Raw genomic sequence first — 13758 nt, forward strand, 5'->3', positions numbered from 1 at the left:
GATTTGGATACATCGCAGAGCACTGAAAAGGGTTCGGGATCCACGACGGTCGTCGGTGTGGTCCGCGAATCGGGGGAAGGTGAGCGACGTGTCGCTCTGGTCCCGAAGATCGTTGCCGCGCTCACGGGCAAGGGTGTCGAGGTCGTCGTGGAATCGGGTGCCGGACTCGGCGCTCTGATCCCGGACGAGCTCTATGTCGCAGCCGGGGCCACGATCGGCGATCCCTGGGGCTCGGAGGTCGTGGTCAAGGTCGCACCGCCCACCGACGTAGAGATCTCGAGGCTGAAGTCGGGCTCGACGCTCATCGGTTTCCTCGCCCCACGCAATGCCGAGAACAGCATCGGCGCGCTGAAGGCCGCCGGAGTACAGGCGTTCGCGGTCGAAGCCATTCCGCGTATCTCCCGCGCTCAGGTGATGGACGCCTTGTCTTCTCAGGCGAACGTCGCCGGGTACAAGGCCGTTCTGTTGGCCGCGTCGGAGTCCACGAGGTTCTTCCCGATGCTGACCACCGCCGCCGGAACGGTGAAGCCGGCGACTGTGCTCGTTCTCGGTGTCGGTGTGGCCGGCCTGCAAGCCCTGGCCACCGCGAAGCGTCTCGGTGGTCGACCCACCGGCTACGACGTGCGACCGGAGGTAGCCGACCAGGTCCGTTCCGTCGGCGCGCAGTGGCTCGATCTGGGGATCGATGCTGCCGGCGAAGGCGGCTACGCGCGTGAGCTGACCGAGGACGAACGCGTCCAGCAGCAGCGTGCCCTGGAAGAGGCGATCAAGGGATTCGACGTCGTGATCACCACGGCGTTGGTGCCCGGCCGTCCCGCACCGCGTCTGGTCACCGCCGCCGCAGTCGAGGGTATGAAGCCCGGCAGCGTCGTGGTCGACCTGGCCGGTGAGACCGGCGGAAACTGCGAACTCACCGAGCCCGGCCAGACCGTCGTCAAGCACGACGTCACCATCTGCTCGCCGTTGAACCTGCCTGCCACGATGCCCGAGCACGCCAGCGAGCTGTACTCGAAGAACATCTCGGCGTTGCTCGAGCTCATGCTGGTCGACGGTGCACTCGCTCCGGATTTCTCCGACGAAGTGCTCGCCGGTGCCTGCGTGACACGTGAGAAGGAGAACTGATGTACACCCCGCTTCTCGCGAACATCGCGATCCTGGTGTTGTCCGGGTTCGTCGGTTTCGCGGTGATCTCCAAGGTGCCCAATACCTTGCACACCCCGCTGATGTCGGGAACCAACGCCATCCACGGCATCGTCGTGTTGGGCGCGTTGGTCGTCCTCGGCAAGGTGCACGACCCGTCCATCGGGCTGCAGGTCATCCTGTTCGTCGCGCTGGTGTTCGGAACGGTCAACGTCATCGGTGGATTCGTGGTCACCGACCGCATGTTGTCGATGTTCAAGTCCAAGCCCGTCCCCGCCAAGATCGAGAAGGGGGCTGACTCCTGATGGACAATCTCGTCAACATTCTCTACATCGTCGCCTTCGGCATGTTCATCTACGGTCTGATGGGTCTGACCGGACCGAAGACCGCGGTGCGCGGCAACCAAATTGCGGCGGTCGGCATGTTCATCGCCGTCGTGGCGACGTTGATCTCCATTCGCGACACCGGCAACTGGATCCTGATCATCGTCGGACTCGTCGTCGGCGTGGCGCTCGGAATCCCGCCTGCACGCCGGGTGAAGATGACCGCGATGCCGCAACTGGTGGCGCTGTTCAACGGCGTCGGCGGTGGCACGGTCGCATTGATCGCCTGGGCCGAGTTCCTGGACACGTCCGGGTTCTCGCACTTCAACCACGGTGAGTCGCCGACGGTACACATCGTCATCGGCTCGCTGTTCGCGGCGATCATCGGTTCGATCTCGTTCTGGGGATCGCTCATCGCATTCCTGAAGCTGCAGGAAACGCTGCCCGGCTCGCCCATCACCATCGGCAAGTTGCAGCAGCCGCTCAATGCCCTGCTGCTCATCGGCGCCATCGCCGCAGCGGTCGTCATCGGCATCAACGCCACTCCTGGTGGCGGAGTATCGCAGTGGTGGATCGTCGCGGTTCTCGTGCTGGCGGGCATCCTCGGCCTCACGGTGGTGCTGCCGATCGGCGGCGCGGACATGCCCGTCGTCATCTCGCTGCTCAATGCACTGACCGGTCTGTCGGCCGCGGCAGCCGGCTTGGCGCTGAACAACACCGCAATGATCGTCGCGGGCATGATCGTCGGTGCGTCCGGCACGATCTTGACCAATCTCATGGCCAAGGCGATGAACCGTTCCATTCCGGCGATCGTCGCCGGTGGATTCGGCGGCGGGGACGCGGCTGCCGGTCCGGCCGGTGCAAGCGGCGGAACGGTCAAAGCGACGTCCGCAGCCGACGCGGCGATCCAGATGGCCTACGCCAACCAGGTCATCGTCGTGCCCGGGTACGGGCTTGCCGTCGCGCAGGCGCAGCACGCCGTCAAGGACATGGCCAAGTTGCTGGAGTCCAAGGGGGTCGAGGTGAAGTACGCCATTCACCCCGTCGCCGGTCGTATGCCCGGACATATGAACGTGTTGCTCGCCGAGGCCGACGTCGCGTACGACGCGATGAAGGAAATGGACGACATCAACGACGAGTTCTCCCGCACCGACGTCACGTTGGTCATCGGAGCGAACGACGTCACCAACCCGGCGGCGCGCAACGATCCGTCGAGCCCGATTCACGGGATGCCGATTCTCAACGTCGATCAATCGAAGTCGGTCATCGTCCTCAAGCGCTCGATGTCGTCCGGCTTCGCCGGAATCGAGAACCCGCTGTTCTTCGCGGAAGGTACGTCGATGTTGTTCGGCGACGCGAAGAAATCGGTGTCCGAGGTGACCGAGGAGCTGAAGGCTCTGTAGTCGGCCGCTGTCTCGGCCCGGATGGGACGCTCCCGTGCATCAACGGAAGCGTCCCATTCTGCGTTGGGCGACGAGGGCAGCGGTATCGAACGGGTTTCGAGCCTCGCGGGCAGCGGCCGCGGGCGAAAAGAGCATCACCACCGAGCACGCCGGCCACCAAATGCACGTGATCAGCAGTGCGCTGAAAACACCGATGGGGGAGACGGACCCGACGGCGAGTTGGGCCGAGCCGACAGCGAGTGCGGCGACGGCACCGAGTCCGAGGATCATCGGCCGCCACGTCGCCGATGCGACCATCGATGCGGCACCCACCAGTGCTGTGACAGCAACGAGCTGCCCACTCGGAAGGTCGGTGGCCGGTGTCGACGACGCCGCGGCGTGACGCACCAGAGCTGTGGTCACCTCCGCACCGACGACGCAGGCAATCACCACCCCGATGCCGTAGGGCAGTTTTCGGACCAGGGCGACGACGGTGAGGGCGGCGAGGACGGTCAGCACGGCGGTGACGTCGATGGTGTTCAGCGCCCGCGAGGCCAGGGCGGCGGCCGGGCTCGTGGAGACGGGCCACACCGGTGCCATGTTCGGCACCCACATCAGTAGTACCGACAACAGCACCGCGCAGATGCCCGACACCGTCAGCCGGGTACGGATAGCCCGTCGGTGCGCTCGATCGCTCGTGATCGCCCAACGGCTTTCGTTGCCGGCCCCACGGGGTGACCGGATCGGTCCGCTGTCGAGACTCGGTGATCGCATGGACGCCACTCTGCCGCAGTCGGCTGAGCGTGCGGTGTGAGCATCGTGGGAGCCGGCTGAGCATCTACGGTAACGGTCAGATCACGACGGAGCGGCGTCGATTCATTGTTGTAGCCGCAACCTAGTAGAGGCGATCTGTCAAATTCCTGGAGTCCGCACAGTGCCGAAAAACCGTACCGAAAGTATCTTTCGGCCTTGCAGCCAACCGATCGGTCGGAGTGTGTGGTGCAGTGCGGTGTAGAAGAGGCTACTCGACAGCGGTGCCGTGTTGTTGCTCTGGAATGATGCACCCCGCCCTAGCTGGACTTTTGTTCGGAGTTTGTCTTCTGTCACAGTATTTTGAAATGCGAACTATGAATTCGTTGCAAGTCGTTGATCGGATGGGTCGTTCTGTGTGACTATGGTCACATAGTCCAGTTCACCCTGGGCGAGACCGTCCGAAAGGGCGTAGTTTCAGCCGCATCGGAAAACCGTATTCCCCCGTTACGGCCAAGTTGGTAACGATCTGAACACGGTCTTGTCGGCTCATCGCGATTCGTGAACGGCCACTCGGCACCAACGGAAGTCGGAAACTCGAAGGAGAAGAACATGACCGCAATGTCGCAGGGGCAGCTCGATATGGTCCGCGCGTTCTTTTGCAACGAGTTCCAAGCGGACTCGCTGGACCGTACGGTGATGCCGGAGCCCACAGCCGATGCCGTTGCCGAATGGATCGACGCGCTGTCCACCAGTGGACTGTTCGCGCCCGCGGAGGTGCACAATATCTCGTCCGTCTGGTGTGCGGAGCCCGAGTCGATGACCGCTCTGCTCGTCGGCGAAATCGACGAAATCGCCGTCAAGCGGCACGAGTCCTCGGTCCCGGCCGCCGTTGCTACCCCGGCGTTGATTTCCGCGTTCGGTCGCGCCAGCTGATCGTCCGCTCTCCTGCCACCGGCATTCGTCGGCACCGCTTCGTTACGATCACCCGACCGGGTGATGTCCGTCGGCAACGATGCCGCACAACGAAGTGAGGGTTTTGTATGGGCGTGGTGGGCTTGGACGAAGATGCAGTGTCGACGTGGATCGCGGAGCTGGGGATAGGCGCAACGTCGCCGCTCTCGTTTCAGCGCATCGGTAACGGCCAGTCCAACCTCACGTATGCAGTTCGCGATGCCGGTGGCAGTGCGTGGGTCCTCCGTCGGCCACCGCTGGGCAAGTTGTTGGCGTCGGCTCACGACGTCGTGCGTGAACACCGGATTCTTTCCGGTCTGCAGAACTCGCCGGTCCCCGTGCCGAAAATGATTGCGATCACGCAAGATCCAGCCATTTCCGAGGTCCCATTGGTTCTGATGAGTTTCGTCGACGGGGTCGTCGTCGACTCGGTGTCGGCTGCCGAACAGTTGGACCCCGATCAGCGTCGACGTGTCGGACTCGGTCTGACCGCGGCGTTGTCCGGCATCCACCGTGTCGACCTCGAGTCGTCGGGTCTTGCCGACCTCGCCGGCCGCAAGCCCTACGCGGCGCGTCAGATCGCGCGGTGGACCACGCAGTGGGAGTCCTCCCGAACCCGGGAAGTGCCTGGGATCGATTCGCTCGCAGCACGATTGACGGCCAAGATCCCCGAGCAGCACGAGGTGACGCTGGTTCACGGCGACTTCCATCTGAGCAACGTCATCACCGCTCGAAACGACGGCCGCGTGGTTGCCGTCGTCGATTGGGAGTTGTGCACGCTGGGAGACCCGTTGGCGGATCTGGGTGGTCTGCTCGCCTACTGGCCGCAGGCGGACGACGGGGTTGCCGGTCCCTTCATGGCATCGACCCTGCCCGGGTTCCCCACCCGGGCCGAGTTGGTCGAGTCCTATGCCCACAACACAGGCCGCGATGTGGCAGATGCCGGCTTCTGGGAAGTGCTGGCGCTGTGGAAGTTGTCGATCATCGCCGAAGGCGTCATGCGACGGATGGAAGCCGATTCACGCAACCGGGCCGTGGGCGGCGCACCGACCACTACGTTGATCGACGACATCGTCACCCGAGCGTTGCAGCGGGCCGACGACATCGGGCTCTAGATTCAGCCCTCCGCTGACGTCCCGATCACCAAAGTGCGTGCTGCACTCTCGATTTCGGACGGAATGGGGACGGGGCGGCGGGAGGTCGCGTCGACGTAGACGTGAACGAACCGTCCCCGGGCGGCCAACGTCAGCGCGTCGTCCTCGGATTCGCGGAACAGTGCCAGCGAATAGACGATGCTGCGGGTGCCCAGCTTCTCCACGGCCAAACCGACCTGAAGGCGATCGGGAAAGCTGAGCTCGGACAGGTAGCGGCACGAGGTTTCGGCCACGACGCCGATCGCGGGCAGCGTCCTGATGTCCACGCCCGTCGTTTCCATCAACCACCCGTTCACCGCGGTGTCGAAGTACGCGTAATACGTCACGTTGTTGACGTGGCCGTAGTGGTCGTTGTCGTCCCATCGGGTCGACACCGGCCACAACGCCGGGAAATCCGACGCATTCGACAATTCCACGCTGTCCCTCGGCGACTCTGTCATGGCACGACGCTAACCCGTCGCCACGTCGGCAACAAACGCGATCGGATTCCAGGCACCCGGCAGCTCGGTCGGGGCGAATGCTTCCTCGGTATCGCCGTCGTGACGTAGTCTTTGGTTGGACCGGACCAGTCCGTACCGCTGGTTCTGCGAGTGATCGAAAGGCCGGCGCAGTGGTGATGCCCGTACATCTGAGGGACAGTCAGATCCCGAAGCACGAACAGCTGCGCGCAATCCTGTTGCACCGCTGCACCAAGGAGCTTGCGCCGGGCGATCTGATGCCGAGCGAGCGTCGGTTGATGGAAGACTACGGCGTCAGTCGCATCACGGTGCGCGAGGCAATAGGGCAGCTCGTCAACGACGGGCATCTGGTTCGGGTACGTGGAAAAGGAACGTTCGTTGCTTCTCGTACCGTGCAGTCTCGGTTGCATCTGGCGTCATTTTCGGAGGAGATGCGTGCCCAGGGGTTGACGCCGACGACGGTGGTCCTGTTCGCGCGACTCGAAAAGCCCTCGGCAGCAACGATTCGCGCTCTGGGCCTGGTCGACGGTGATCAGACGTACCACATCAAACGGCTACGGCTGGCCGATGCCGAGCCGGTCAGTGTCGACGACGGGTGGTACCGAGCCGAACTGCTTCCGGGGCTGATCGACCACGATCTGAGTCGGTCGGTGTACGAGGCCGTACGCAATCACTACGGCCTGACCATCGATCGGGCCGAGCAGACCGTCAAAGCGACAGCCGCCGACAGCGACACCTCCACGCTACTGGGGACCAAACGCGGCGCACCGGTGCTGTACTTCGACCGAGTGTCGTTCAGCGGCGACGAGCCGATCGAGCACACGGAGAGTTGGTACCGGTGCGACCGGTACCAACTCTCGATGGAAGTGCAGGGCGAGCGGCGCACCACGCAGCGCCGCTAGGGTCAGGGCAATTCGAACAACGAGTCACCCTGTGCCACCGAGGTTCCCACGGCAGCGCTCGTGACGGTATCGGGCTTGGAGTCCATCAGAACGACGGGAATCACGTCGGAGTATCCGGCCTCCGCGATGGCCGCAGGGTCGTAGGTGATCACGAGATCGCCGGACTGGACCCGATCGCCCTCTGCTGCAACGAGTTCGAAACCCTCGCCCTTCATCTTCACGGTGTCGATGCCGATGTGCACCAGCACGCCCGCTTTGTCGTCGGTGAAAACGACGAACGCATGGGGGTGGAGTTTGAGGATCTTGCCGGCAACCGGAGACCGCACCTCGACGGGACCGCCACCGGCCGCCGGGCGCACGGCGACCCCGGATCCCACCATCTGTGAAGAGAAGACCGGATCGGGTACGTCGGCGAGCGAAATCACCTGACCGGCAACAGGACTGGAGATCGTCGAGGCCCCGGTCACAGAATGTCGCCGATGTCCTCGGCGAGGGTGTCGGCCTCCGGGCCGACGATGACCTGCACGGCTGTCCCCTTGTGGAACACTCCGTGTGCACCTGCTGCCTTGAGCGCAGCCTCGTCCACCAGCGACCCGTCCTTGACCTCGGTACGTAGCCGGGTGATGCACGCCTCGATCTCGACGATGTTGTCGGCACCGCCGAGGCCCTTCACGATCGCGTCCGCCTTGGCCATGTTCTGTTCCCGCTTCCTTCTCGTGTGCAGTGGTGTCGGTGAGGTCACATCTACGGGTTGACATGTGGTCGCCACCTGGCCAAACTACAACTGGTAATGACCGGACAGTACCCCTGAAGTCATCCGGTCACAACAGCAGAACTCCCTTGCCGGACCAGCCTCTAAGAGAAGGTCGCCATGACCCTGAAGAAGACGGACTCGGCCGACGCCGAACCGAAGAAGGAATCCAGATCTCTCGCCGGGTTGCAGCGATTCGGGCGCAGTCTCATGCTGCCCATCGCGGTTCTTCCCGCAGCGGGAATCCTGTTGCGGCTGGGCCAGGACGACCTCCTCGGCAGATTCAGTGCTCTGGGCACCGCGGCGACCGTCATCTCCGCGGCCGGCCAGGCGGTGTTCACCTGGTTGCCGTTGATCTTCGCCGTCGGCATCGCCATCGGCTGGGCCAAGAAGTCCGACGGCTCGACCGCCCTCGCCGCCGTCGTCGGCTACATGGTCATGAACGGTGTCTTCACCGCGATGTCACCGGTGGTACTCGACGGCAAAGTCGACGCCAACGGCGATCCGGCGGTGATCGACTACGGCGTACTGGCCGGCATCGTCATCGGCCTGCTCTCGGCCGTTCTGTGGCAGCGGTTCTACCGCCAGAAGCTGCCGGATTACCTCGGCTTCTTCAGCGGACGCCGTCTGGTTCCCATCCTGACCGCTGTCACCGGGCTCGTCGTCGCCGTCGTCATGTCTTTCGTCTACCCGCTCTTCTACAGCGCACTGAACTGGGTAGGAAACACCGTTGCCGACCACAGTGTCGTGGGCAGCGGAATCTACGGTTTCGCCAATCGCATGCTGATTCCGACGGGGCTGCACCACATTCTCAATTCGGTCGTCTGGTTCCTCGTCGGTGACTATCAGGACGCGAGTGGTCAATTGGTACGCGGCGATCTCAACCGATTCTTCGCGGGAGATCCGTCCGCCGGAGTCTTCATGACCGGCTTCTTCCCCATCATGATGTTCGCTCTGCCTGCCGCTGCATTCGCGATCTATCGCAACGCCAAACCGTCGCAGAAGAAGATCGTCGGCGGAATCATGTTGTCCACCGGTCTGACTGCGTTCGTCACGGGCATCACCGAACCGCTCGAGTACTCGTTCATGTTCGTCGCCTGGCCGCTCTACATCATCCACGCCGTGCTGACGGGAACCTCCATGGCACTGACCAATGCCCTGGGAATCCATGACGGCTTCTTCTTCTCGGCCGGCGGCATCGACTATCTGCTGAACTACGGAATCGCGACCAAGGCATGGCTTCTCATTCCTATCGGCCTGGTGTACGCGGTGATCTACTACTTCCTGTTCAGCTTCGTCATCAAGAAGTGGAACCTGCGCACCCCCGGCCGCGAGGACGACGCGGTGCTCGAACCCGACCGGGCATGAGCGAGTCGATCACGACGACGCTCCGAGGGCGGGTCGTCACACCCGACGCGGTCATCGACGACGCCGTCGTGGCGTTGTCCGGCGATCGAATCTCCTGGGTGGGTCCGGTGTCGGCGTGGCCCGACGAGGCTCCACCGCAATCGAATTCGACCATCCTGCCGGGCCTCGTCGACGTGCACTGCCACGGCGGCGGCGGGGCGTCGTTCCCGGATTCCGGACACGCCGATCTGATGACCGCGGTACGGCACCACCGCGGTCGCGGGACCACCACGATGCTCGCATCGCTGGTGTCGGCATCCCCTGGGCGATTAGTCGAGCAGACGTCGATGCTCGCTGATCTGTACGAGTCCGGGGACATCGCCGGGGTGCACCTCGAAGGGCCGTTCCTGTCGGTTGCCCGTTGCGGAGCGCAGGACCCCGCCTCACTCCGTGGCGGCGACACCGGTCTGCTGGCAGACATCATCGATGCCGGGCGGGGAGCGGTACGGTCGATGACACTTGCCCCCGAGGTCGACGGCTTCACTGCCGTCGCACAGATGTTGCGGGAGAACGGCATCGTGCCCAGCATCGGGCACACCGACGCCGACGCACGCACCACTCGCAGCGCAATCGACGCCCTCGGAGAGGGTGCCATCGGTGCCACGCACCTGTTCAACGGGATGCCCACCTGGCATCATCGGTCGCCGGGGCCGGTCAGCGAGTGCTTGGCCGCCGCGGCGCGAGGGTCGATGGTGCTCGAATTGATCGGCGACGGAGTACATCTCGCCGACGAGACCGTGCGAGCGGTGTTCGATCTCGTCGGCGGTGGGAACATCGCGTTGGTGTCCGACGCGATGGCCGCGGCGGGAATGGCCGACGGCCGCTACCGGCTCGGGCCGCTGGATGTCACCGTGCACGATTCGGTCGCCCGCCTGTCGCGGGAGAACGATCCCGAGTCGGCCCCGATCGCGGGCGGCACGTCGAGTGTGCTCGACCTGGTACGCCGCGCTGTGCTCGACGCCGGTGTGCCGTTGCTCGACGCAGTGCGTGCCGGGGCAACCACCCCGGCAGCGCTGATCGGGATCGGGGCCGAAACCGGTTCTCTCGTCGCCGGATCGAGAGCGGACGTGTTGGTGGTCGACGCATCCTTCGAGCCGGTGCAGGTCATTCGCGGCGGACGCGCGATCGAGGAGGAAAGTTAGATGGAGATCGTCGTACTCCCCACAGTCACCGACGTGGACCGAACCGCGGCCGACATCGTCGAGCGCGTCGTGCGAACCGACTCGGTCCCGGGATCGGGCCCCGTCCTCGGGTTGGCGACCGGGTCGAGTCCAGTCGGCACGTATCGCGAGCTGGCCCGCCGACATCGCGAGGAAGGGCTGTCCTTCGCTGGGTGTCGAGCATTTCTGCTCGACGAATACATAGGGCTACCCAGAACTGCTGAGCAGTCGTATTTTTCGTTCATTCGCGAGAACTTCGTGGACCTCGTCGACCTGGACGATTCCGCGGTGTTCTCGCCGGACGGTGAAGCCGCCGACATCGCTGCCGAAGCGCGACGATACGACGCCGCGATCGAGGAGGCCGGTGGTATCGATGTGCAGATTCTCGGCATCGGCACCGACGGACACATCGGCTTCAACGAGCCCGGGTCGTCACTTCGGTCGAGAACCCGGGTGAAGACGCTCACCGAACAGACTCGGGTCGACAATGCGCGCTTCTTCACCTCGCCGGAGGAGGTGCCGCACCACGTGCTGACGCAAGGCCTCGGCACCATCGACGAGGCGCGTCATCTCGTGCTCATCGCTACCGGAGAATCCAAGGCAGACGCGGTGGCCGCGGCCGTCGAGGGGCCGTTGTCGGCACGCTGTCCTGCGTCCGCGATTCAGTGGCATCCACACGTGACGGTACTGGTGGACGAGGCGGCTGCTGCGTCCCTCGCTCTCACGGACTACTACCGCCACGCCTACGCGAACAAGCCCGCGTGGCAACGCCTGTGAGTCAGCGACGGGAGAATTCCGACGCCCGCTGGATCTGATCGTCGGACGGGCGAACTCCGGTGTAGAGAACGAACTGTTCTGCTGCCTGCAGGGCAATGACCTGTGCGCCGGTGATCACCGGTTTGTTCGCCGCACGCGCCGCGGTGATCAGCGGAGTCTCCGACGGCATCGCGACCACGTCGAACACTGCCTGTGCCGCATGGATCTGCGACTCGGTGAAGGGAGTCGAATCGGCAGCGGGGCCGCCCGCCATTCCCACCGGGGTGACGTTCACCAGCAAGTCTGCTTCGACGGACTCGGCCGACCAGTCGTATCCGTACGCCTCGGCGAGAGCCGGACCGGTCGACGTGTTGCGAGCAACCACGGTGCCGCGGGTGAAACCCGAATCTCTTAGTGCGGCAACGACTGCCTTGGCCATACCGCCGCTGCCGGTCACGGCCACCGAACAATCGGTCGAGATATCGCTCGACGCGAGCAGATCGGCCACAGCCTGGTAATCGGTGTTGTAGGCGTGCAGCACGCCCGCCTCGTTGACGATGGTGTTGACCGATGCGATCGCGCTCGCAGATTCGTGCATGACGTCGACCAGTTCGATCACGTCTTCCTTGAACGGCATGGAGACCGCGCATCCCCTGATACCGAGTGCACGGACTCCACCGACCGCGGCCGCGAGATCGGTGGTGGTGAACGCCTTGTAGACGAAGTTCAATCCCAGTTCGTCGTACAGGTAGTTGTGGAAGCGGGTTCCGATATTGCTCGGCCTTCCCGACAGAGACATGCAGAGCTGGGTGTCACGGTCGAGAAAGCTGCGCGACGACGTCGTTGCCATTGGCCAGACTTTACCGCCCGCGTTCGCATCGCTGGATCAGCAGCTGGGGGCCACCGAAGCGAGGGCGCGGCGGTCGGCCTCGGTGATCGGCAGCTCGTACTGGGCCGCCACCGACAGATATTTGCCCGCGTAGAAACAGTGGTACGCCGCGTTCGGCGGCATCCACTGCGACGGCGTCTTGTCGCTCTTGCTCTGGTTGTCCGGCCCGTTGACCGCCAGCAGATTGAACGCGATGTCGTTCGCGAATCGAATGCGCTTGTCCGCTGCCCAGCTGTCGGCACCCATGTCCCAGGCGGCAGACAACGGATAGACGTGATCGATCTGGATCTTGCCGGCGTCGGACTTGGTGAACTGCAACCGTTCACCGGAGTAGGGGTCGTCCAGGGAGCCCGAGAGCACCACGCAGTCTCGGGTGCCGGCCTTGAACTCGACTTCGGTCATCGACAGTGCCAGCACGTTGTCGCGAGTTCCACACCCGTCGTGCCCGCCCGGTCCGTCGTAGTCGTCCGTCCACGCCGGTCCGAACACGCACCCTTCACCGCCCTTGCATCCGCGCTCGTACCCACGGGGATCGGGTCGTGCGGCGACGACGGCCACCCGATCCAACAGCGTTTCGATCTGGGCGCGGGTGGGGCTGCCCGGAGCCGGGGGCGGGGGAGCCAATCCCGGTATGTCGGACCGATCACAGGATTCGAACGTCGCCATGACGATCGCGGCGATCACCAACGCCGCCGCTACCCACAGCTTCTTCACACACGCCCCATCGTGAAACTTCGAACTTGCCGACTCTCGTACCTCGCGACAGCAGTGTGCCGGACGGTACCGACACCGCCCGAAACTGTCGGGTGTCAGCGGACCTCGATGACGACCTTGCCGAGTGCGTGCCCGTTCTCCACGAGCGCAAGAGCCTCGCCTGCGCGGTCGAGTGGAAACGTGTGATCGATGCGTGGGCGAAGGACGCCCGTCACGACCAGATCGGCCAATCGGGTGAACGCCGCAGTGGTGCGCTCGCGCACTGCTCCAGACCCACCCCACTGGGCGGCGAGCACCGGGTCGGCCACGCTGACGATCGGAGCGCCGGTCTTCACAGCGGCCGCGCGAAGAGTGTCGCCGCCGACCAGATCGACGATGCCGTGCACCGGCCGCGATATCGAACCGACGTATTCGGGTCCGGACTCGACGAACTCCGCACCGAGGCTCTCGATCCACTCCCGCTTGCCCGAGCTCGCCACCCCGAGAACGTCGATACCGTCGGCACGCGCCAGCTGCAGAACCGAAGAACCCACACCGCCGCCTGCGCCGAGAACGAGAACCGTGTTGCCTGCAGTCAGCGCCAACCCTCGCAGTGCGTCGAAGGCGGTCCCGGCCGCCACCGGCAAGGTTGCCGCGACCGACCAGGACACGGCCTCGGGCTTGTGTGCCGTGCCGGCCGCGTTGAGCAGCGTGTACTGCGCATAGCCGCCGTGACCCGACGCCGTCGCCCCGAAGACCTCGTCACCGACCGAGAACCCCTCCACTCCCGAGCCGACGCCCACGACAGTGCCCGACACCTCCCGCCCCAGCACCGCAGGCAAGGTGATCTGCACGGTGTCCTTGCGATTACCCGCCCGCACCTTCCAATCTGCGGGATTCACCCCCGCGGCATGTACCGCCACGAGAAGCTGCCCCGATCCCGGTTCCGTCACGGGGAGGTCCAGAAATGTCTCGGTGTCGGGGCCGCCGTATTCGTCGAAGCCGTACGCGATCACGGGACCACTGTGCCTCATCGATG

16 protein-coding genes are annotated in these 13758 nt (G+C 64.4%); 9 read left to right on the forward strand and 7 right to left on the reverse strand.

Annotated elements, in window-relative coordinates:
* Positions 1-3 precede the first annotated feature (3 nt).
* Genes E4P29_RS23895 through E4P29_RS23905 form a run of 3 tightly spaced genes read left to right on the forward strand, consistent with a single transcriptional unit; the run spans position 4 to position 2866 of the window.
* Positions 4-1122: a Re/Si-specific NAD(P)(+) transhydrogenase subunit alpha gene (locus tag E4P29_RS23895; RefSeq protein ID WP_032385072.1), complete on the forward strand. Its 1119-nt coding sequence runs from the start codon at positions 4-6 to the stop codon at positions 1120-1122.
* Positions 1122-1445 (forward strand): NAD(P) transhydrogenase subunit alpha, encoded by a 324-nt coding sequence (locus E4P29_RS23900; protein WP_135047494.1) that lies wholly within the window; start codon positions 1122-1124, stop codon positions 1443-1445. The genes E4P29_RS23895 and E4P29_RS23900 overlap by 1 nt, the downstream gene beginning before the upstream one ends.
* Complete coding sequence (locus E4P29_RS23905) at positions 1445-2866, forward strand: NAD(P)(+) transhydrogenase (Re/Si-specific) subunit beta (protein ID WP_135047496.1); 1422 nt, start codon at positions 1445-1447, stop codon at positions 2864-2866. Before E4P29_RS23900 ends, E4P29_RS23905 begins: the two co-directional genes overlap by 1 nt.
* A 39-nt stretch (positions 2867-2905) precedes the next feature.
* On the opposite strand, the gene E4P29_RS23910 is transcribed toward E4P29_RS23905, so the two are convergent.
* Positions 2906-3619, reverse strand: a complete 714-nt coding sequence (locus E4P29_RS23910) for a hypothetical protein (RefSeq protein WP_135047498.1) — start codon at positions 3617-3619, stop codon at positions 2906-2908.
* Between the two features lie 588 nt (positions 3620-4207).
* Between E4P29_RS23910 and E4P29_RS23915 the strand changes: the two genes are divergently transcribed.
* Together E4P29_RS23915 and E4P29_RS23920 are read left to right on the forward strand one after the other, a co-directional pair.
* Complete coding sequence (locus E4P29_RS23915; protein ID WP_135047500.1) at positions 4208-4531, forward strand: hypothetical protein; 324 nt, start codon at positions 4208-4210, stop codon at positions 4529-4531.
* 107 nt (positions 4532-4638) lie between these two features.
* A complete protein-coding gene (locus E4P29_RS23920; protein ID WP_135047502.1) occupies positions 4639-5664 on the forward strand; it encodes a phosphotransferase family protein in 1026 nt (341 codons plus the stop codon).
* Between the two features lie 2 nt (positions 5665-5666).
* Here E4P29_RS23920 and E4P29_RS23925 read toward each other — a convergent pair whose 3' ends face one another.
* A complete protein-coding gene (locus tag E4P29_RS23925; protein WP_135047504.1) occupies positions 5667-6143 on the reverse strand; it encodes a thioesterase family protein in 477 nt (158 codons plus the stop codon).
* Between the two features lie 176 nt (positions 6144-6319).
* On the opposite strand from E4P29_RS23925, the gene E4P29_RS23930 reads away from it, so the two are divergent.
* Positions 6320-7063: a GntR family transcriptional regulator gene (locus E4P29_RS23930; RefSeq protein WP_245154462.1), complete on the forward strand. Its 744-nt coding sequence runs from the start codon at positions 6320-6322 to the stop codon at positions 7061-7063.
* 2 nt (positions 7064-7065) lie between these two features.
* Here the strand turns inward: E4P29_RS23930 and E4P29_RS23935 are convergent, their stop codons facing one another.
* Together E4P29_RS23935 and E4P29_RS23940 are read right to left on the reverse strand one after the other, a co-directional pair.
* Complete coding sequence (locus E4P29_RS23935) at positions 7066-7530, reverse strand: PTS glucose transporter subunit IIA (protein WP_135047506.1); 465 nt, start codon at positions 7528-7530, stop codon at positions 7066-7068.
* Positions 7527-7757 (reverse strand): PTS glucose/sucrose transporter subunit IIB, encoded by a 231-nt coding sequence (locus E4P29_RS23940; protein WP_027497937.1) that lies wholly within the window; start codon positions 7755-7757, stop codon positions 7527-7529. Before E4P29_RS23940 ends, E4P29_RS23935 begins: the two co-directional genes overlap by 4 nt.
* Positions 7758-7934: 177 nt before the next feature.
* Here E4P29_RS23940 and E4P29_RS23945 point away from each other — a divergent pair, with 177 nt between their 5' ends.
* Genes E4P29_RS23945 through nagB form a run of 3 tightly spaced genes read left to right on the forward strand, consistent with a single transcriptional unit; the run spans position 7935 to position 11158 of the window.
* The gene (locus E4P29_RS23945) at positions 7935-9182 is read left to right on the forward strand and encodes a PTS transporter subunit EIIC (RefSeq protein ID WP_135047508.1); all 1248 of its coding nucleotides are present in this window, start codon (positions 7935-7937) and stop codon (positions 9180-9182) included.
* The gene (locus E4P29_RS23950) at positions 9179-10363 is read left to right on the forward strand and encodes an amidohydrolase family protein (RefSeq protein WP_135047510.1); all 1185 of its coding nucleotides are present in this window, start codon (positions 9179-9181) and stop codon (positions 10361-10363) included. Before E4P29_RS23945 ends, E4P29_RS23950 begins: the two co-directional genes overlap by 4 nt.
* Positions 10364-11158, forward strand: a complete 795-nt coding sequence (gene nagB / locus E4P29_RS23955) for a glucosamine-6-phosphate deaminase (protein WP_135047512.1) — start codon at positions 10364-10366, stop codon at positions 11156-11158.
* A 1-nt stretch (position 11159) separates the two neighbouring features.
* On the opposite strand, the gene E4P29_RS23960 is transcribed toward nagB, so the two are convergent.
* From E4P29_RS23960 to E4P29_RS23970, 3 genes are all read right to left on the reverse strand, one after another.
* Positions 11160-11987, reverse strand: coding sequence for a shikimate 5-dehydrogenase (locus tag E4P29_RS23960; RefSeq protein WP_032373985.1), 828 nt, complete (start codon positions 11985-11987; stop codon positions 11160-11162).
* 36 nt (positions 11988-12023) lie between these two features.
* Positions 12024-12692 carry an HNH endonuclease family protein gene (locus E4P29_RS23965; RefSeq protein WP_135047566.1) on the reverse strand — a complete coding sequence of 223 codons (669 nt, stop codon included), beginning with the start codon at positions 12690-12692 and terminating at the stop codon, positions 12024-12026.
* Positions 12693-12835: 143 nt separating this feature from the next.
* Positions 12836-13735, reverse strand: coding sequence for an NADP-dependent oxidoreductase (locus E4P29_RS23970; protein ID WP_135047514.1), 900 nt, complete (start codon positions 13733-13735; stop codon positions 12836-12838).
* Positions 13736-13758: the final 23 nt, after the last annotated feature.

This window comes from Rhodococcus sp. 1R11, assembly GCF_004563845.1.
Taxonomy (GTDB): Bacteria; Actinomycetota; Actinomycetes; order Mycobacteriales; family Mycobacteriaceae; genus Rhodococcoides.

Excerpts from the sequence above, each read along its gene's own strand:
- E4P29_RS23900 (WP_135047494.1), top strand. The coding sequence starts at position 1,122 with ATGTACACCCCGCTTCTCGCGAACATCGCGATCCTGGTGTTGTCCGGG.
- E4P29_RS23905 (WP_135047496.1), top strand. The coding sequence starts at position 1,445 with ATGGACAATCTCGTCAACATTCTCTACATCGTCGCCTTCGGCATGTTC.
- E4P29_RS23910 (WP_135047498.1), bottom strand. The coding sequence starts at position 3,619 with ATGCGATCACCGAGTCTCGACAGCGGACCGATCCGGTCACCCCGTGGG.
- E4P29_RS23915 (WP_135047500.1), top strand. The coding sequence starts at position 4,208 with ATGACCGCAATGTCGCAGGGGCAGCTCGATATGGTCCGCGCGTTCTTT.
- E4P29_RS23920 (WP_135047502.1), top strand. The coding sequence starts at position 4,639 with ATGGGCGTGGTGGGCTTGGACGAAGATGCAGTGTCGACGTGGATCGCG.
- E4P29_RS23925 (WP_135047504.1), bottom strand. The coding sequence starts at position 6,143 with ATGACAGAGTCGCCGAGGGACAGCGTGGAATTGTCGAATGCGTCGGAT.
- E4P29_RS23930 (WP_245154462.1), top strand. The coding sequence starts at position 6,320 with ATGCCCGTACATCTGAGGGACAGTCAGATCCCGAAGCACGAACAGCTG.
- E4P29_RS23940 (WP_027497937.1), bottom strand. The coding sequence starts at position 7,757 with ATGGCCAAGGCGGACGCGATCGTGAAGGGCCTCGGCGGTGCCGACAAC.
- E4P29_RS23945 (WP_135047508.1), top strand. The coding sequence starts at position 7,935 with ATGACCCTGAAGAAGACGGACTCGGCCGACGCCGAACCGAAGAAGGAA.
- E4P29_RS23950 (WP_135047510.1), top strand. The coding sequence starts at position 9,179 with ATGAGCGAGTCGATCACGACGACGCTCCGAGGGCGGGTCGTCACACCC.
- nagB (WP_135047512.1), top strand. The coding sequence starts at position 10,364 with ATGGAGATCGTCGTACTCCCCACAGTCACCGACGTGGACCGAACCGCG.
- E4P29_RS23960 (WP_032373985.1), bottom strand. The coding sequence starts at position 11,987 with ATGGCAACGACGTCGTCGCGCAGCTTTCTCGACCGTGACACCCAGCTC.
- E4P29_RS23965 (WP_135047566.1), bottom strand. The coding sequence starts at position 12,692 with ATGGCGACGTTCGAATCCTGTGATCGGTCCGACATACCGGGATTGGCT.